At 73.0% G+C, this 19,511-nt stretch carries 10 protein-coding genes; 6 read left to right on the forward strand and 4 right to left on the reverse strand.

The window, feature by feature from the left end; genetic code table 11:
* Positions 1-11: 11 nt before the first annotated feature.
* The 3 genes from FKN01_RS24810 to FKN01_RS24820 form a co-directional block, all read right to left on the reverse strand.
* Positions 12-1,697: an NAD(P)/FAD-dependent oxidoreductase gene (locus tag FKN01_RS24810; RefSeq protein WP_143624258.1), complete on the reverse strand. Its 1,686-nt coding sequence runs from the start codon at positions 1,695-1,697 to the stop codon at positions 12-14.
* Entirely contained in the window at positions 1,684-11,010 is a 9,327-nt protein-coding gene (locus FKN01_RS24815; protein ID WP_143624260.1) for a hybrid non-ribosomal peptide synthetase/type I polyketide synthase, read from the reverse strand. Before FKN01_RS24815 ends, FKN01_RS24810 begins: the two co-directional genes overlap by 14 nt.
* A 128-nt stretch (positions 11,011-11,138) precedes the next feature.
* A complete protein-coding gene (locus tag FKN01_RS24820; RefSeq protein WP_143624262.1) occupies positions 11,139-12,044 on the reverse strand; it encodes a sterol desaturase family protein in 906 nt (301 codons plus the stop codon).
* A 632-nt stretch (positions 12,045-12,676) separates the two neighbouring features.
* Between FKN01_RS24820 and ggt the strand changes: the two genes are divergently transcribed.
* Positions 12,677-14,485 carry a gamma-glutamyltransferase gene (gene ggt, locus FKN01_RS24825; RefSeq protein WP_143624264.1) on the forward strand — a complete coding sequence of 603 codons (1,809 nt, stop codon included), beginning with the start codon at positions 12,677-12,679 and terminating at the stop codon, positions 14,483-14,485.
* Between the two features lie 68 nt (positions 14,486-14,553).
* A complete protein-coding gene (locus tag FKN01_RS24830; RefSeq protein WP_143624266.1) occupies positions 14,554-15,375 on the forward strand; it encodes a glycoside hydrolase family 75 protein in 822 nt (273 codons plus the stop codon).
* A gap of 200 nt (positions 15,376-15,575) precedes the next feature.
* Here FKN01_RS24830 and map read toward each other — a convergent pair whose 3' ends face one another.
* The gene (gene map, locus FKN01_RS24840; protein WP_143624268.1) at positions 15,576-16,343 is read right to left on the reverse strand and encodes a type I methionyl aminopeptidase; all 768 of its coding nucleotides are present in this window, start codon (positions 16,341-16,343) and stop codon (positions 15,576-15,578) included.
* 55 nt (positions 16,344-16,398) lie between these two features.
* Between map and FKN01_RS24845 the strand changes: the two genes are divergently transcribed.
* From FKN01_RS24845 to FKN01_RS24860, 4 genes are all read left to right on the forward strand, one after another.
* Complete coding sequence (locus FKN01_RS24845; RefSeq protein WP_143624270.1) at positions 16,399-16,668, forward strand: helix-turn-helix domain-containing protein; 270 nt, start codon at positions 16,399-16,401, stop codon at positions 16,666-16,668.
* A gap of 47 nt (positions 16,669-16,715) precedes the next feature.
* Positions 16,716-17,096 (forward strand): PPOX class F420-dependent oxidoreductase, encoded by a 381-nt coding sequence (locus FKN01_RS24850; protein ID WP_143624272.1) that lies wholly within the window; start codon positions 16,716-16,718, stop codon positions 17,094-17,096.
* A gap of 173 nt (positions 17,097-17,269) precedes the next feature.
* The gene (locus FKN01_RS24855; RefSeq protein ID WP_143624274.1) at positions 17,270-18,112 is read left to right on the forward strand and encodes a nitrilase-related carbon-nitrogen hydrolase; all 843 of its coding nucleotides are present in this window, start codon (positions 17,270-17,272) and stop codon (positions 18,110-18,112) included.
* Positions 18,109-19,392, forward strand: coding sequence for an aspartate aminotransferase family protein (locus FKN01_RS24860; protein ID WP_143624276.1), 1,284 nt, complete (start codon positions 18,109-18,111; stop codon positions 19,390-19,392). Before FKN01_RS24855 ends, FKN01_RS24860 begins: the two co-directional genes overlap by 4 nt.
* Positions 19,393-19,511 lie beyond the last annotated feature (119 nt).

Here is a 19,511-nt window from a genome sequence, read left to right on the forward strand (position 1 = left end):
GGTCCTTCTGGTCATTCGGCCACCGCCGCCTTCCCGGCGTCGGCCCGCTGTTCGAGTCGTGGCAGCCGGCCCAGCTTCCCGGGATGCCACGGCCCGGCGCCCTCGCTCGGCCAGGCCCGGAACTCCCGGCCCAGCTCGTCGCACAGGAACTGGACCGCGTACCGGCCGCTGGTCGCGGCCCGGATCAGGCCGCCCATCCCGGTCCACTGCCCGGCCATCGAGAAGCCGCTCAGCCCCGGCAGCCGCATCCGGTCCCGGTCCACCAGCGCGGTCGACACGTCGTCGGCCTCGGAGAACGCCTTCCAGGCCAGGATGCTGCCGTAGGTGTTGCCGGTGTACCGCTCCGTCGTCGCCGGCGTCGCCACGTCCACCAGCTCGATCCGCTTCTCGAGGCCCGGATGGCGCTCGGCCAGGAAGCCCCGCAGGAAGTCGACGACCTCCTGCTTGCGCGCCCGGTACGCTCGCCGGTCCGCCTTCCGCAGATCCTGCCAGGACCGGTGGTCGGTGAAGTACGTGCAGTGCAGCACCGACTTCCCGGCCGGCGCGAAGCCATCGGCGTAGTCGGACCGCCGCTGCACCACCAGACTGTGCTGGATGCTCCCCGGCAGCGCCGCGCCCCGCTCCGGTCCGAGGAGGTACGTGGTGCTGTGCGGTTCACCGGCGGGCAGCGGGCCGTCGATCCCGACGAACGCGGAGACCACCGCCGGGTACAGGTTGTCCGGCCGGTCCAGCAGCTCCTTGTACAGCCGCTCGGTGCGCGGGCTGCTCCACCGCCCCTCCAGCAGCCGGTCCAGCACCGTCGGCCCGTCGCAGGCGGCGATCACGTGGTCGGCGAAGTGCTCCTGCCCGTCCCTCAGCCGTACGCCGACCGCCCGCCCGTCCTCGACGAGGATCCGCTCCACCCGGGCGCGGTAGCCGATGTGCCCGCCGAGCCCCGTGTACCGCTCCTCCACCGACCGGGCCAGACCCAGCGAACCGCCCTCCGGGAAGCCCGCGTTGCCGTTGGAGGCGCAGGACATCGTGAAGAGGAAGGGGAGCAGCGGGAAGCCGGTCAGCTCCTGGAGGAACATGTTCGGGAAAGCCTGGCGCAGCAGCGGCTCCTCGAAGCGGTCCGCGAACCTGCGCATGGGCGTGGCCGCGGTGCGCCAGTACAGCCGGAACGCCGGCAGGATCGCGAGCAGCGTGCGCGCCTTCTCCGCCGGGGACTTCAGCGGCGGCGGCTTCAGCTCCCAGTGCGGGGCGAGCCCCGCGAAACGCCTGAGGTCCCGGCAGAACGCCCGGATCAGGCGCGCGTCGCCGGGCGAGAGCTCCAGCAGGTGCTCCTGGAGCCGGTCCGGATCGTTGTAGAACGTGACGGACCGGCCGTCCTCCGTCACCACCCGGTTGAACTGGTCGAACAGGGTGATCCGCTTCCCGTCCAGCGCCCCGAGCTCGCGCCACAGGTCGTTCGCCCCGGTCCCGGGTGCCGTGCCGATCAGCCAGTCGATGCAGTAGTCGAAGAGGTAGCCCTGCCGGGCCCAGGCGGTGCAGCAGCCCCCTGGCAGCACGTGCCTCTCGAAGATCCGGCTCTCCAGCCCGCTCATCTGCGCGTAGCAGCCGGCGGCCAGACCGGACATGCCCGCGCCGATGATGATCACCCGGGGCCGCCCCCCGGGAGGCCGGGCCTCCCAGCGGGGCCCGCCGTCACGCACGCCCATGGGTGGCACCTCCCGCCAGCAGCGTCCGGACCAGCTCCGCGTTCCCGTCGAGGAACGAGCCGTCGAGCATCTCGGCGTGCCGCCCGTACCCCTCGCGTACGGTGCACCCGGCGGCGGTGACCCCGTGCCAGCCGCCGGGCGCGTCCGCCGCGAAGCGGAGCAGCTTGTCCTGGTCGGAGATCACCGCGATCGGCGCGCCGAGCACACCGAGCGACGGGTGCGCCCCGCAGTGCGTCAAGTACTCGCGGGCCTGCTCCACGGTGTCCCGGGCGACGATCTCGGAACCGGTGTGCCGCCGCAGGTGCTCCGCGAGCTCCGCCTCGAACTCGGCCAGGTGCTCCTCGCCGAGGGTGACGGCCTCGGCGATCCGGTACGAGTCCATGATCAGCACGAGGTCCACCGCGCGGCCCCGCCGCTCCAGTTCCCCGGCGATCTCGAACGCGAGGTTGCCGCCGAGGGAGTAACCGAACAGCGTGTACGGCCCGCCCGGGTGCAGCTCCTCGACCAGATCCGCGTACCGGGCCGCCTTGTCCGGACCCGACAGGTAGTTGAACGCGGCGAAGCGGTGTTCGGGCAGCCGCGCCGCGAGCTGCCGGTACACCAGCCCGTGCCCGCCCGCGGGCGGCAGGCAGAACACCGTCGCCGTCGGGTCCGCGCCCGGGTTGAACCACAGGTACGGCTCGGCGCCGGGCAGCCGCCCGGTGACGACATCCTCCAGGGTGCGGGCCATGCCGTGCAGGGTGCTGGTCCGGAACAGCCGCCCGACCGGCACCGACGCGTTGAACTCGGTCCGCAGGTGGTGGATCAGTTCGATCAGCTTGATCGAACTGCCGCCCGCCGCGAAGAAGTCGTCCCGCAGCCCCGGCCGCTCCAGCCCGAGCAGCGACCGCCAGTGCGCCGCCATCCGCGTCTCGTACAGCGTCACCGGCGGTTCGTACCGCTCCGGTCCCGCCTCGGCGCGCGGCTCCGGCAGCGCGCCGAGATCGACCTTGCCGTTCGCGGTCAGCGGCAGCGCGGACAGCTCCATGAAGTGCGCCGGGATCAGATACGTCGGCAACTGCTCCGCGAGGTGGCGGCGCAGCTCCCGGGCGTCGGCCACCGCGCCCGGCGCGGGCACGCAGTAGGCGCACAGCACGTTCTCGCCCGTCTCGTCCCGCCGCGCCGTCACGCACACCTGCGCCAGCTCGGGCCGGACGGCCAGCCGCGCCTCGATCTCCCCGGTCTCCACTCGGTGGCCGCGCACCTTCACCTGCCCGTCGGCCCGTCCGAGGAGGTGCAGCACCCCCTCCGCGTCCCAGTGCACGAGGTCCCCCGTCCGGTACAGCCGTACGGGTTCGCCGCCCGGTTCGAGGGTCACGAACCGCTCGGCCGTCCGCTCCGGATCGCCCAGGTAGCCATCGGCGACGCCGGCGCCGCCGATCCACAGCTCACCGGCCACCCCCGGCGGCACCGGCTCGCCGTGCCGGTCGAGGACGTACAGCTCGCTGTTGGGCAGCGGCCGGCCGGCCGGCACCATCCGGCCCGGCTCCAGCCCCTCCGCCGGCCCCTCGTAGTAGGCGCTGTCGATGGTGGCCTCGGTCAGCCCGTACGAGTTGACCACCCGGGTCCCCGGCCCGCACAGCGCGACGAGCCTTCGGTGCTCGCCCGCCCGCCAGGCGTCCGAGCCGACGATCACCAGGCGCATGAACTCCAGGCCCAGCCCCTCCCGCTCACAGTGCGCCAGCAGCCCGCGCGCCACCGACGGCACGAACTCGCCGCAGTCCACGCCCTCCGCGCGCATGGTCCGGTAGAGCCGCGCGGTGTCGAAGAGGAGATCCCGGTCGACGAGGACCAGCGTCCCGCCCGAACACAGCGCCCGGACCAGGTCCCCGGTGAACACGTCGAAGGAGACGCCCGCCATCTGCAGGTGCACCCGGACGTCGGTGTCCAGCCGGTACTCCTGCTGCCAGGCGACGAACACCGAGGCCAGGTTGCGATGGCTGACCCGCACCGCCTTGGGGCGGCCGGTGGAACCCGAGGTGTGGATCACGTACGCCGTCTGGTCGAGGCCCACGGCCGGCTCCAGCCGCTCCTCGGCCCCCGGCCGGTCCAGCTCGTCGAGGGTGACCAGCCGTCCCGGCAGCCGGGCCGCCCGGCCCCGCCGCCCGTCGGTCAGGACCAGCGTGGCCCCGGCGTTCTCCATCAGTTCGGCCAGCCGCTCCGGCGGGTGGTCCGGGTCCAGCGGCAGATACGCGCCCCCGGCCCGCAACACCGCGAGCAGCGCGATCACCAGCTCCGGCGACTTCGCGAGACGCACCGCCACCACCGCCCCGGCGCCGACGCCGCGTTCGCGCAGCGAGGCCGCCACGCGCCGCGAGCGCTGGTCCAGCTCCCGGTAGCCGAGCCGCCGCCCGCCCGGCACGGACACCGCGACCGCCTCCGGGAACTGCGCGGCGATCTTCACGATCAGCTCGTGCACCGGCACGTCGTGGTCGATCCGCCGGCCGACGCCGCCGAACCCGGTAACGATCCGCTCCCGTTCCCCGGCCCCCAGCATCGGCAGCCGTCCCGCCGGGCACTCGCCCTCCGCGCGGGTCAGGCCGTCGAGGAGGTTTCGGTAGTGCGCGGCCATCCGACGCACCGTCGCCGCGTCGAACAGGTCGGTGTTGTACTTCAGCACGCAGTGGAAGCGCCCGTCGGACCGATCCTCGTACGCGGAGAGCGTGACATCGAACTGCCCCTCCTCCTCGGGAAGCTCGATGTACTCCAGGGCGTACCCGAAGCGCTCCACAGCCACCTTGTGGGTGAGCAGGATGAACATCGCCTGGAAGACCGCCGAGCGGCTCGGGTCGTGCTGGAGGCCCAACTGCTCCACGAGCAGCACGAACGGATACTCCTGATTGTCGAGGCCCCCCAGGACCGTGTCCCGCACCCGGCCCAGCAGCTCGGCCACCGACGGCTCCCCGGCCAGGCTCACGTGCAGCGGCAGCGGATTGACGAAGTAGCCGTAGACGGAGGCGAACTCCTCCTCGGTGCGCCCGGTGACGGGGCTGCCGACCACGATCTCGTCCTGCCCCGACCAGCGGTGCAGCAGCAGGTAGTACGCGGTGAGCAGCACCGTGAACACGGTGACGTTGTGCTCCCGGGCCAGCGTCCGCACCCGGGCGCTCAGCTCGTCGTCGAGCTGGAAGAACTCGGAGGCGCCGTGGTCGGTCTGCACCGGCGGGCGCGGCCGGTCGGTGGGCAGTTCGAGCGCCGGGACCTCCCGCGGCAGGTGCTCCCGCCAGTACTCCAGCATCCGCCGCGCCTCGGGCCCGGCCAGGAAGCGGTTCCGCCGGTTGAGGAAGTCCAGGTAGCGGGCCCGGACCGGGGCCAGCTCGGCCGGCCGGCCGGTGCACAGCCCGTGGTAGACCTCGAACAGCTCCTCGATGAAGGTGAAGGTGGAGATCGCGTCCGAGACGATGTGGTGGACCGCCTTCATCAGCACCCAGCGGTCCGGGGCCCGCCGGAACAGCCGCAGCCGCACCAGAGGGTCCCGCTCCAGGTCGTACGGCCTGCGGTACTCCTCCACCAGCCGGGCGCGGACCTCGTCCCAGGGCAGCCCGGACACATCGAGAAGGCCGGTGTCGGCGATGGCCTCGGGCCGCACTCGCTGGACCGGACGCCCGTTCTCGGTGGTGATGTTGACGCGCAGGCTCGGGTGCCGGGCGATCAGCGTCCGGAAGGCATCGAACAGCAGCTCCGGGTCGATCTCCGTGCGCACCTCCACCGCGCCGCCGATGTTGTACGCGAAGCCGTCCGGGTTGAGCTGCCGGAGGAACCACAGGGCCTGCTGGTTGTGGGTGAGCGGGTAGCACGCCTCGTCGGTGAACAACTCCACCGCCGTCTCCGCCACCGGCCCCCCGGCCGCCGCCAGCTCGGTCAGCCCCGCGTGCAGCCGCTCGGTCAGCTCGCTCACCGGCCCGTCGCTGAGCAGCGTCACCACAGGCAGCGAGATCCCCAGCTCGGTCTGGGTCCGGGCCCGCAGCTCCATGGCGAGCAGCGAGTCCAGACCGAGCGAGCCGAGCCGGGCGTCCGCGTCGACCAGCTCCGGCCGCACCCGCAGCACACCCGCCGCCAGGGCCGCGAACCGCTCGGCCACCAACGCCGTACGCGCCGCCTCGTCGGCGGCGCGGAACGCGTCGAGCAGACTGCCGCCCTGCCCCGCCGGGGCCTCCCGCGCCGCCGCGGCGGCGAGCGCCGAGACCAGCGGCGGCGCAGTGGGATACCAGGACAGGAACACCGGCCAGTCCACCACCGCGGCCACCAGCAACTGGGCCCGGTCCTGCCCGATCACCCGCTCCAGAACCGCCATGCCCGCCTCCGGCGCCAGCGAGCTCATCCCGCGCGCGTCCCGGTAGTGGGCGACCAGCCCGAGCTCCTCGATCATGCCGGTGGCCCACGGCCCCCAGTCCAGGCTGAGCGCGGGCAGGCCGAGCGCCCGGCGGTGATGGGCGAGCGCGTCCAGGAACGCGTTCCCGGCCGCGTAGTTGACCTGGCCGGCCGTGGTCAGCAGCGAGGCGACCGACGCGAACAGTACGAAGTGCTCGACCGGCTCGTCGCGCAGCAGCCGGTGCAGCAGGTACCCGCCGTACACCTTCGGACCGTAGCCCGCGTCGAACGCTTCGCGGTCCAACGACGGCAGCAGGACGTCCCGCACCTGTCCCGCGAGGTGGAACACGCCCCGCACCGGCGGCAGACCGGCGGCCCGACGCCCGGCCAGCCAGCCCTCCATGGCCGCCGCGTCGGTCACGTCCACCGCGGCGACCAGCACCTCCGCACCGAGCGCTTCGAGTTCGCGCAGGAGCGCGACCCGCCGCCCCTCGGGGCCTCCCGGATCGAGCCCCCGCCACGCACCGCGCTCCGGCACGCCGGTGCGGCCGAGCAGGACGAGGCGCCGGGCCCCGCGCCGTACCAGGGTGCGGCAGAGCAGCCGCCCCAGCGCCCCGAACGCGCCCGTGACCAGATAGGCGCCGTCCGCGCGCAGCCGCAGCGGCAGCGGACGGGTCAGCCCCGCGGGCGGACGCAGCCGGCTGAGGTACCGCCGCCCGGACCGCAGCGCGATCTCGCCCTCGCCGTCGTCCGCCGTGAGCGCGCGCAGCAGCACCTCGGCCTCGCCGGGGCCCCCGGCCGGGTCGAGATCGATCAGCTTGCCGCTGTGACCGGTCAGCTCCTGCTGCCACAGCACCCGGCCGATGCCCCAGGCGGGCGCACCGAACGGCTCCACCGGCTCGCCCGGCACCACCGCCTGGGCGCCCCGGGTGACGATGTGCAGGCGCCCCTCCGGGCACGCCTCGGGCAGCACCTGGGCGAGCAGGACGAGCGAGTAGCCGCCGACCGTGCCGATCCCGTCGAGGTCCGCCGCGCCGACCGTGTCCAGCGGAGGCAGATCGAGGTTCCACAGATGCACCACGGCTCCGAACCCCGGCCCGAGTTCGTCGAACAGCCTGCGCAGATCGGCCGCCGAATCGGGTCGCACGGTGATGTGCCGGGCACCGCTCCGGTATCGGCTGCCCGGGCGGACCAGCCGGCACCGCCCGCCGCGCGCCACGACCGCCTCGGCCATCCGCGCGCCGAACCCGCCCTCGTCGGCGAAGACCACCAGGCCGGGCACGGGGGAGCCGTCGGGACCGTCCCCGGACCCCTCAGCGGTCCCGCCGTCCCCCGACGCCTCGGCGGGCGTCTCCTCCCAGACCACCTCGGTCAGCCAGCCGTCGATGGTCCCGAGCTTCACCGAGGAGGCCACCCGGTCCACCGCCGCCGCGCGGAAGCCGCTGATCCGGCCGAGCGGTGTCCCGTCCTCCGCGTACAGGGCGAGGTCGCCGACCAGTTCCTCGTCGCTCTCCGCGGTCACCGTCGCGTGCGCCCACAGGGCCCGGTCGCCGACCGCGTCCAGCCGCAGCTCCGCGAGGCCGACGGGCAGCCGGATTCCGGCGGACCGGCCGCCGTCCGGCGTCATCGCGGTGAGCATGGTCTGGAAGCAGGCGTCCAGGAGCACGGGGTGCACATGGCAGTCCGCGGCCCCGTCGCCCATGCCCGGGGTGGGCCGGATCAGCGACAGCGCCTCGCCGGGTGCCGTCCAGACCTCGTCGATCGCCCGGAACGCCGGGCCGTAGCGGTAGCCGAGCGCCGCCAGCTCGCCGTAGCACGCCTCCCGGTCGAGCCGGCGCCCCGCCCGCGCCCGTACCGCGTCCGTGTCCAGTGGTGCTGCGAACCGGCGTGGCTGCCCGGTGCGGACGACCCCGCTCGCGTGAACCGTACGGTCCAAGGCCCCGGTCCCGGAACCGGCGAGGGAGGCGATGGTGAACCCGGCCTCCTCCGGCGCGAAGGCGAGCTGGACGGTCGTCGCCTCGCCGTCGGGCAGGAACAGGGCCCGGGAGAACTCGACGTCGGCCAGGGTCGCGGTGTCGCCGCCGGTCAGCGCCCGGACCGCCTGCGCGGCCATCTCCAGGTACCCGGCGGCCGGGAAGACCGTGCTGTCCTCGATCCGGTGGTCGGCCAGGTACGGCAGCCGCTCGGTGTCCAGGCGGCTCTCCCAGGTCGGCTGCAGCGCGGAGGTCCGCCGGCCGAGCAGCGGGTGGTCCAGCCGGCCGAGCCGGATCTGCTCCACCGGCGAGGGCTCCACCCAGTACCGCTCCCGCTGCCACGGATAGCCCGGCAGCGGCACCGGCCGCCCCACGGGCTGGAGTACCGACCAGTCCACGTCGACGCCCAGCGTGTACAGCTCCGCGAGGGAGCGGACGAACCGCTCGGGCTCGTCCTCCCGGCGCCGGATCGACGGCAGCGTCACCCCCTCGACCGCCCGGCCCTCCAGGCACTCCCGGATCGAGTGGCCGAGCACCGGGTGCGGACCGATTTCCAGGAACAGCGTGTACCCGTCGTCGACCAGCCGGTCGACCGCGGCACGGAACCGGACCGGCCGCCGGACGTTCTCCCACCAGTACGCGGCGTCCAGCTCCGGCCCCCGCGCACGCCCCTCGCGGGCGGTCGTATACAGCGGGAGTCCGGCGGCGCGCGGCGCGATCCCGGCCAGCGCCTCGTGCAGCTCGGCCTCGATCGGGTCCATCCGCACGCTGTGGTACGGCACTTCGACATCGAGGAACCGGGCGAAGACCTGCTCCCGCTCCAGCCGCCCGGCGAGCTTTCCGAGGGTGTCCCGGTCCCCGGACAGCGTCACCGACGCCGGGCTGTTCACGGCGGCGACCGACACCTGATCCCGGTACGGGCGGACCAGCCGCTCGGCCTGCTCCTCGGACAGGTTCGCCGCCAGCATCACGCCGGTGCCCGCGAGCCGATGCTGGAGGGCGCTGCGCGCCAGCGCGATCCGGACGGCGTCCTCCAGGCCGTACACCCCGGCCTGGTGGAAGGCCGCGATCTCGCCGGTGCTGTGCCCGACGACGGCGTCCGGCCGCACCCCGTGGTGTTCCCACAGCGCCGCGAGCCCCGCCTGGACGGCGAAGTTGGCGGGCTGGGCGAGCCAGGTCTCGGCCATCCGGGACTCGTCCTCGGGCCGGGTCAGCTCGTCGAGCAGCGACCAGCCCGCCTGGCGCCGGATCTCCCGATCGCAGCGCTCGACCGCCTCCCGGAACACGGGCTCGGCGTCCAGGAGCCCGCGCCCCATGCCCCACCACTGCGGCCCCATGCCGGTGAACACCCACACCAGCCGCCGCGCCCCGGGCTCCCGGATGCGGCCCCGCACGGCCCGGGGATGCTGCTCCCCGCGCTCGCAGGCGGCCAGTACCTCGTCGAGGGAACCGGGCGGGCCGAGGGGGGAGTGGACGACGGCAAGGCGCTCCTCGAAGTGCTGGCGGCGGTGGGCCAGGGTGTGCCCGAGGTCGGCGAGAGGCACTCCGGCGGCAAGTTCGCGGCGGATGCCCGCGGCCAGTTCGGCAGGGCCCGACGCGTGCCGCGCGCTCAGCGGGAGGACCGAGCGGGCGGGCGTCCGGGCCGTCGCGCGCGGCTCCTCCGGCGGGCGGGGCGGGGCCTCCTCCAGCAGGACGTGGGCGTTGGTGCCGCCGAAACCGAAGGAGTTGACGCCTGCCCGCGCGGGTCCCTCGTGCTCCGGCCAGTCGACCGGTGCGGTCGGGATCTCGAAGGGCAGCGCGGCGAAGTCGATGGCGGGGTTGCGCTGTTCGAGGTTCAGGTGCGGTGGGATGCGGCGGTGCCGGAGGGCCAGCGCCGTCTTGATCAGGCCCGCGACGCCGGCGGCGGCCTCCGTGTGCCCGATGTTGGTCTTGACCGAGCCGACGTAGCACCGCGCCCCGGGCGCCCGGCCCTGCGCCAGCACCCGGCCGAGCGCCCGCGCTTCGATCGGGTCGCCGACGGGGGTGGAGGTGCCGTGCGCCTCGACGTACTGGAGGCTGCCCGGCGTCACTCCCGCCTCGGCGCAGACCCGCTCGATGAGCGTGGCCTGGGCGTCGGCGCTGGGCACGGTGATGCCGTTGGTGCGTCCGTCCTGGTTCACCCCGCTGCCGATCACCACGGCGTGCACCGGGTCGCCGTCGCGCAGCGCGTCCGAGAGGCGCTTGAGCACCACGACGCCGACGCCCTCGGCCCGTACGTAGCCGTCGGCGGAGGCGTCGAAGGCGCGGGAGCGTCCGTCGGGGGAGAGGAAGCCGCCCTTGGTCTCGGCGATGGTGTACTGCGGCGCGAGGTGCAGCAGGGTGCCTCCGGCCAGGGCGAGTTCGCTCTCGCCGCGCTGCAGGCTCTGGCAGGCCAGGTGGACCGCGACCAGGGAGGAGCTGCACGCCGTGTCGATCGAGACGCTGGGGCCGCGGAAGTCTAGGCAGTGCGAAATGCGGTTCGAGACCATCGTCATCATCGTGCCGGTCGCGGTGTGCGCGGCCAGCGTCTCGAAGCCGAGGTCGGCGAACTGCAGGATCTTGTAGTCCAGGGTGAAGGCGCCGATGAAGACGCCGACGTCCCGCCCGGCCAGCTCGGAGGGCCGCTGCCCGCCGTCCTCCAGCGCCTCCCAGGACACCTCCAGGAGCTTGCGCTGCTGCGGGTCCATGTACTCGGCCTCGCGCGGGCTGATCCCGAAGAAGTGGGGGTCGAACTCGTCGAAACCGTCGATGTAGCCGCCCCGGCCGCCGGTCAGCCGGCCCGGCTTGGCCCGGTCGCGGCTGCCGAGGGTCGTGGTGTCGTACCGGTCCGCGGGGGTGGGGACGAGACAGTCCCGGCCCTCGATCAGATTGCGCCAGAAGGACCGGTGGTCGCCCGCGTGTCCGGGGAGCCGGCAGCCGATGCCGATGATGGCGACCTTGTCGCGGTGGGCGGCGCTGGGTGAGTCCGTCATGGTCCAATCCGGTGGAGAAGACGCCTCGGTACGGGCCGGGCGGGGACGTACGGGGGGCACGACGCCTGTACGGCGCGGTACGGGGCGGGGAGGGCGCGGTGCGGAGCGGGTGTGCGCGGTACGGGGGACTACGCGGTGCGGGACGGGCGGCGCACGGGGTGGAGCAGGCTGGCGACGATCGAGCCGGTCTCCGGGAACGTGGCGGGGTCCTTGATGCCGACGATCGCCGGGCGGCGGTCCGGTCGCCAGGTGAAACTGCCGAAGAGGCGGTCCCAGACCGAGAGGTCCACGCCGAAGTGACCGGCCTCGGCCAGGTCGGCGCTGTGGTGCAGCCGGTGCTGCTCGGGGCTGGCCAGGACGTGGTGGAGCGGACCGAGTCGGACGTCCACGTTCGCGTGCACGAAATAGCCTTGGACAAGGGTGAAGAGTGCCACCGCGAAAAGGCAGTCGGCAGAGAATCCGAGAAATCCCAGTGTCAATTGGACTGCGCCCTGTTTGAAGGCGACATCCAGTAGGTGGTTGACGCCGTTATTGGCGACGTTCACTTTTCCCGGGACGTGATGAATTCCGTGTACCTTCCACAGCCACCGATTGGAATGCGCCCACCGGTGGGCGAGGTAGCCGGCCAGTGAGGAGGTCAGCAGCGCGAGGGGCACCTCGGCCCCGAGCGCGAGCCCCGGCCCCGTGACGGGGGTCGCGGCCAGAACGGCCGCTACGACCGACTGGCCGAGCACGGCGCCGGCCATGGTGAACCCGAAATAGACTGCGTACCAGTACAGTTCACGGCCGCTCGGGTGCCAGTCGATCCGGTGCGGGATCAGCCGCTCCAGCGCCGCGAGATAGACGATGGTGCCGATCAGGAAGAGCTGGACAGCCCGGCCCCGGTCCCAGTCGAAGCGCAGAACCGAGGTGAATAGCCAGACTGCGGACAGGAGCAGAATCGGGTACGCGGCATAGCGGAGACATTCGCGGGCGGCCGCGCCGGTGGTCCACGCATTCGCCGGCAGCGACCCCGTATTGGGCCGATCTTCCATGCGGAGAATCTCCATCACATCCGAACAGGGGCTCGCAGAGTAGCAGCGGACGTGAAGGGCCGTGAATGAGTGAACGGCGTTTTTTGGCCAGCGCGATGAGGGGGGCGCACGAGGGTAATTTATAAGAAGAAGTTCTTTTTATTGTTCGGTGCCTGTGGGGCGGGACGGGGGGCGCGGGGTGCCGGTGACCGGAAGTATCGATTCCGCACTCGCGCGGGCCGCGCCGGCCATGCCGGTCGCCACCCGCGCGAAGAGCCGTTACCGCGCGGTCCGGGCCCGGCGGATATGCCCGAAACCATCGTCCCGTGGGGGCGCGTGTGGGGCCACGGGCGGAACGCGAGCGGGACAACTCGGGCGGCCGAACCGCTCAGGAGACCGCAAGGAGAGAATCGCCCGGGTGCAGAGGCCCACCCGACCTGGCGGCCCGTGCCTGCGGCGCCGGAGAGAGGTGCGCGCGAGCCGGCCGAGGGCGGCGCTGACGCCGCGGCTATCACGCCCAGCGCGATGCTTCGTACGTCGTCAGTCATGGGCGGGCATGTCAGCGGGCATTCGGCCTCAAGTTCGAGGCGGTCCTGACGGGGTGACCGAAGCGGCGTTACCCTGCGCGGACGATCCTTCACCGGAGGTTGCGCATGCGACGTTCCATCAGGCGAAATGTGTCGTTGGCGGCGATCCTGGCCGCCGTCGTGTCGGTCGGGGCCGCCGCCCCCTCCTCGTCCGCCCACCCCTCGGCGCCACCGCCCAAGTCACCCGTCGCGGTGGGATACGGCGGAGCGGTCTCCAGCGTCGACGCGGACGCCACGGCCGCCGGTATCGAGGTGCTGCGCAAGGGCGGCAACGCGGTCGACGCGGCCGTGGCCACGGCCGCCGCGCTCGGCGTCACCGAGCCGTACTCGGCGGGGCTCGGCGGCGGTGGCTACTTCGTCTATTACGACGCCCGCAGCCACACCGTCCGCACCATCGACGGCCGCGAGACGGCACCGCTCAGCGCCGACGCCTCCCTCTTCCTGGAGAACGGCAAGCCGCTCGCCTTCGCCGACGCCGTGACCAGCGGGCTCGGTGTCGGCACCCCCGGCACCCCGGCCACCTGGGACACCGCCCTTAACGCCTGGGGCAGCAAGTCGCTCCGGCAGGTCCTCCAGCCCGCCGAACGGATCGCCCGGGACGGCTTCGTCGTAGACGAAACGTTCCGCTCGCAGACGGCCGGGAACGAGGAGCGGTTCCGGGACTTCCCGGCCACCCGCGAGCTGTTCCTGCCCGGCGGAAAGCTCCCCGAGGTCGGCTCGGTCCTCAGGAACCCGGACCTGGCGCGCACCTACGAGGAGGTCGGCCGCAAGGGCGTGGACGAGCTCTACCGGGGCGAGCTCGCCGAGGACGTCGTCCGCACCGTGCGCAACCCGCCCGTCGACCCGGCGTCCGGCCGGGTGGTGCGCCCCGGCGACCTGACCGCGAAGGACCTGAGCTCGTACCGGGCACTGCGTCAGGCGCCGACGAAGGTGAACTACAGGGGGCTCGACGTGTACGGCATGGCCCCCTCCTCCTCCGGCGGTACGACGGTGGGCGAGGCCCTCAACATCCTGGAGTCCACCGACCTCTCGCGGGCCAGCGAGACCCAGTACCTGCACCGCTACATCGAGGCGAGCCGCATCGCGTTCGCCGACCGGGGGCGCTGGGTCGGCGATCCGGCGTTCGAGGACGTGCCGACGACGGGCCTGCTCAGCCAGCGGTTCGCGGACGCGCGGGAGTGCCTGATCAAGGACGACGCGGTGCTGACCAGCCCGCTCGCCCCGGGCGACCCGCGCCACCCCGGCGCCTGCCGGCCGGCGGGAAAGGCCGCGCCGACCACGTACGAGGGTGAGAACACCACGCACCTGACGACTGCCGACAAGTGGGGCAACGTCGTCGCCTACACCCTGACCATCGAGCAGACCGGCGGCAGCGGGATCACCGTGCCGGGGCGCGGCTTCCTGCTCAACAACGAGCTGACCGACTTCTCCTTCGCGCCGGCCGACCCCGCCGTCCACGACCCGAACCTCCCCGGCCCCGGCAAGCGCCCGCGCTCCTCGATCTCGCCGACCATCGTGCTCCGGCACGGCGAGCCGGTCCTCGCCCTCGGCTCGCCCGGCGGCGCGACCATCATCACCACCGTGCTCCAGACGCTGACCGGCAAGCTGGACCGGGGGCTCCCGCTGGCCGACGCCATCGCCGCGCCCCGGGCGAGCCAGCGCAACGCGCCGGCCACCGAGCTGGAACCGGCGCTCTGGAACAGCCCGTCGCGGGCGAAGCTGGAATCCCTCGGCCACGTCTTCAAGCTCAATCCGGAGATCGGCGCGGCGACCGGCGTACAGCGGCTGCCCGACGGACGGTGGCTCGCCGCGGCCGAGAAGGAGCGGCGCGGCGGCGGCTCGGCGATGGTGGTGAGGCCGAGCGGGCGACGCTGACCGCACACCTCACAAGGGGGGCACGTTACGACCATCTCCTCGTCGGAAGGGCGCTCCCCCCAGTGCGTATGCGAACGCTTGCCCTCGTCACAGCCTCCGGTGCCGCACTGCTCACCGCCGGCACACCGGCCCCCGTCACCCTCGCGGCGGCGGGGGGCCCGGACGCGGCCCTCGCGGCCCCCGCGCCGGCGCCCCGGCCCGTCCTGCCGGCCGTGCCGCTCGCTCCGGTGGCGCGGGCCCACCAGGAACCGGCCCGGGCCCACCGGTCCAGACCCGCGCCCGCCCCGGCCCCGGACCGGGAGAGCACCGGGGTCGGGGCGGCCGACCTGCTGGCCGGGGTGTCCGCCTGCGAGCAGGTGTCGAACGGCAAGTACCGCAAGGACGCGGCGGCTTCGGCGGATGTCCGGGTCTGCGGTGCGGAGGGCGCGGTGTTCTGGAAGGCCGACCTGGACGTCGACTGCGACGGCCGGACGACCGCCGCCTGCAACGCCGCCACCGACCCCTTCTTCCACGGCGACACCGCCTTCCACGCCTCCGACGGCCGGCCGCTCGACGCGGAGAGCCTGCCGTACGTGGTCGTGCCGGCGCCCAGCGGCGTCTGGGACTACGCGGAGTCCGGCATCCGGGGCGGCGGGGTCGTCGCCGTCGTCCACGGCGAGAAGGTGGAGTACGCGGTCGTCGGCGACGTCGGCCCGGAACGCGTCATCGGCGAAGCCTCGTACGCCACGGCGCGGTCGCTCGGCATCGACCCGGACCCGGGCAGCGGCGGCGCGCCCTCCGGAGTCACGTACATCCTGTTCAAGGACTCCCGGGTGTCACCGATCGAGGACCACGAGGCCGCCGAGCGCATGGGCCGGGCCCTCGCGGAGGAGTTCGTGCGCGGTCACTAGGGCCTGTCCGGCGGATCTTCGCGGGCCCGCGACGCCTGGCACGCACTCTCGCCGCACGCCCGAATCACCCAAGTACGTCCAGTACGAGGGCGATCCGGGCGCACGCCGAGAAGTGGGGTCTCCCCTGTTCGAGCGGAGCCGAGAACTTGGGGATGCACCAGACGCCGCAGGCTGATCCACGAAGATCCGCCGGACAGGCCCTAGAGCGCCGTCAGGATGCGCGGGCCGTCGTCCGTGACCGCCACCGTGTGCTCGGCGTGCGCGGCCCGGCTGCCGTCCGTCGTGCGCAGGGTCCAGCCGTCGCGGTCCGCGCGGTACGTGTCCACGCCGCCCCCGATCAGCATCGGCTCGATGGCCAGCACCATGCCGTGGCGCAGGGGCATCCCGCGCCCCGGACGGCCCTCGTTGGGCACCCCCGGGTCCTCGTGCATCTCGCGGCCCACGCCGTGCCCGCCGAACCCCTCGGGGATGCCGTAGCCGGCGGTGCGGCAGACCGTTCCGATGGCGTGCGCGATGTCACCGATCCGGTTGCCCACGGTGGCCGCCGCGATGCCCGCTTCCAGGGCCTTGTACGCGGTGTCGACGAGCCGGGTGTCGGCGGGGCGGGCGCGGCCCACGGTGAAGCTGATCGCCGAGTCGCCGGCCCAGCCGTCCAGCGTGGCGCCCGCGTCGATGCTGACCAGGTCGCCGTCGCGCAGCCGGTAGTCCGTCGGGATGCCGTGCACGATCGCGTCGTTGACCGACGCGCAGATGACCGCGGGGAAGGGGACCGGGGCGAAGTGCGGCCGGTAGCCCAGGAACGGCGAGCCGGCGCCCGCCTCGCGCAGCACCCCGCGCGCCACCTCGTCCAGTTCGCGCAGGGAGACCCCGATGCCGGCCGCCTCCCGGGCGGCGGTGAGCATGCGGGCGACGACGCGGCCGGTCGCACGCATGGCTTCGATGGACGTGTCCGTCTTGAGTTGCACCATGCCAATTACAATACCGCAATTACTATACCGGTCCGAGCGGTATTAGAATGACGGCATGGTCCGTACCCCCCTGACCCCCGAAGAGCGGCTGCGCGGCGAACGGCTCGGCCTGCTGCTGCGCGAGGCGCGCGGCGCCCGCTCCATGACCGACATCGCCGCCCGCGCCGGGATCTCCGCCGAGACCCTGCGGAAGATCGAGACCGGCCGCGCCCCGACCCCCGCGTTCTTCACCGTCGCCGCCCTGGCCGGCGCGCTCGGCCTCTCCATGGACCAACTCCTGCTGCGCTGCGCCCCGGAACCGGCGGCCGTACCGCTCGCCGGATAGCGCCGGTCTCGCGCCCCGCTTGCGCCCGCGCGCATACGCTGGGGGCCATGAGCCTCCAGGACTTCGCGCGCAGCGAATACGTCAGCCTGACCACGTACCGCAAGGACGGGACGCCCGTCGCCACCCCCGTCTGGGCGGTGGCCGAAGGCGGTGAACTGCTCGTCTGGACCAAGACCGACTCCTGGAAGGTCAAGCGGCTGCGCAACGACAGCCGGGTCCGGGTCACCGTCTGCGACGTACGCGGGCGGACCGAGGAAGGCGCCCCGAGCGCCGAGGGCACCGCCAGGCTGCTCGGCGAGCGGGAGACGGCCGCCGTGCGCCGCGCGATAGGCCGCAAGTACACCTGGAAGTACTGGCTGCTCGACTACCCGGCGACGATCGTCAGGCTCGGCAAGCGCCCCCACACGGGCATCGCCATCACCCTCTGACGCCCGGCGCGCGCCGCGCTGGCCCGCACGGGTGTGAAACATGATCGACTCAGCTGGTTCACGGCGATGGTCTTGCCCCGTCGTGTGACGGGGCTTACGTTCTCCCCTACGCACGTGTCTACGGGCGTAGAAGCACGAAGAGGCTCTCTGACGCCGCGTCGAAGGAGCAGCTCATGTCCCACGTCGTACGCGCCGCACTCGTCCAGGCGACCTGGACCGGCGACACCGAATCCATGATCGCCAAGCATGAGGAGCACGCCCGCGAGGCCGCCCGGCAGGGGGCGAAGATCATCGGCTTCCAGGAAGTGTTCAACGCCCCCTATTTCTGCCAGGTGCAGGAGCCCGAGCACTACCGCTGGGCCGAGGCGGTGCCGGACGGGCCGACCGTACGGCGCATGCGGGACCTGGCCCGCGAGACCGGCATGGTGATCGTCGTCCCGGTCTTCGAACTGGAGCGGTCCGGCTTCTACTACAACACCGCCGCCGTGATCGACGCCGACGGCTCCTACCTCGGCAAGTACCGCAAGCACCACATCCCCCAGGTCAAGGGCTTCTGGGAGAAGTACTACTTCAAACCCGGCAACGCCGGCTGGCCGGTCTTCGACACCGCCGTCGGCAAGGTCGGCGTCTACATCTGCTACGACCGGCACTTCCCCGAAGGCTGGCGTCAACTGGGTCTGAACGGCGCCCAGTTGGTCTACAACCCGTCCGCCACCTCGCGCGGCCTCTCCGCCTACCTGTGGCAGCTGGAGCAGCCCGCTGCCGCCGTCGCCAACGAGTACTTCATCGCCGCGATCAACCGGGTCGGCCAGGAGGAGTACGGCGACAACGACTTCTACGGCACCAGCTACTTCGTGGACCCGCGCGGCCGGTTCGTCGGTGACGTCGCAAGCGACAAGGAGGAGGAACTCCTCGTCCGCGACCTGGACTTCGGGCTCATCGAGGAGGTCCGGCAGCAGTGGGCGTTCTACCGGGACCGCAGGCCCGACGCGTACGAGGGGCTGGTCCAGCCGTGAGCAGCCTCCACCACCGCCACCTCGCCGTCAGCCCCGACTGGCTGGCCCTCTACTACCGCCACCCGCTGGAGATCACGCACGGCGAGGGCCGCCACGTCTGGGACGCCGACGGCAACCGCTACCTCGACTTCTTCGGCGGCATCCTCACCACCATGACCGCCCACGCCCTGCCCGAGGTCACCAAGGCCGTCAGCGAGCAGGCCGGCCGGATCATCCACTCCTCGACGCTCTACCTCAACCGCCCGATGATCGAGCTGGCCGAACGCATCGCCTCGCTCTCCGGCATCCCCGACGCCCGGGTCTTCTTCACCACCTCCGGCACCGAGGCCAACGACACCGCCCTGCTGCTGGCCACCACATACCGCGGGTCGAACCAGATCCTGGCGATGCGCAACAGCTACCACGGCCGGTCCTTCTCCGCCGTCTCCATCACCGGCAACAACGCCTGGTCACCCACCAGCCTCTCGCCGCTCCAGACCCTGTACGTGCACGGCGGCGTCCGCACCCGGGGCCCCTACGCGCACCTGAGCGACGAGGAGTTCACCGCCGCCTGCGTCGCGGACCTGGAGGACCTGCTCGGCCACGCCCGCACCCCGGCGGCCCTGATCGCCGAACCCATCCAGGGCGTCGGCGGCTTCACCTCACCACCGGACGGGCTGTACGGGGCGTTCCGCGAGGTGCTGAACCGGCACGGCGTGCTGTGGATCTCCGACGAGGTGCAGACGGGATGGGGGCGCTCCGGCGAGCACTTCTGGGGCTGGCAGGCGCACGCGCAGAACGGGCCGCCGGACATCCTCACCTTCGCCAAGGGCATCGGCAACGGCATGTCCATCGGCGGGGTGGTCGCCCGCGCCGAGGTCATGAACTGCCTGGACGCCAACTCCATCTCGACCTTCGGCGGTTCACCGGTCACCATGGCGGCCGGCCTCGCCAACCTCTCGTACCTCCTGGAACACGACCTCCAGGGCAACGCCCGCCGCGTCGGCGGCCTGCTCATCGAGCGGCTGCGCGCGATCGGCGCCGCCTCGGAGCGGGTACGCGAGGTCCGCGGCCGGGGCCTGATGATCGGCGTCGAGCTGGTGAAGCCCGGCACCGACGAGGCCGACCCGGAAGCGGCCGCGGCCGTCCTGGAGGCGGCTCGCGAGGGCGGCCTGCTCATCGGCAAGGGCGGCGGCCACAACACCAGTGTGCTGCGCATCGCCCCGCCGCTCTCGCTCGCGATCCCCGAGGCGGAAGAGGGCGCGGACATCCTCGCCGACGCGCTGCGCGCGGTGGGCTGAGCACCGGCAACCGCGCGGGTGCGGGGCCGGCCCCCCACCCGCGCGCCCCCCCCCCCACCCGGGGGGGGGCCCCGGGGCCGGACCCGCCGCCGCCGCGGCGTGGGCGGGACCCCGGCGGG

The sequence above is a fragment of the Streptomyces sp. 130 genome (genome assembly GCF_007096885.1).
Lineage (GTDB): Bacteria > Actinomycetota > Actinomycetes > Streptomycetales > Streptomycetaceae > Streptomyces.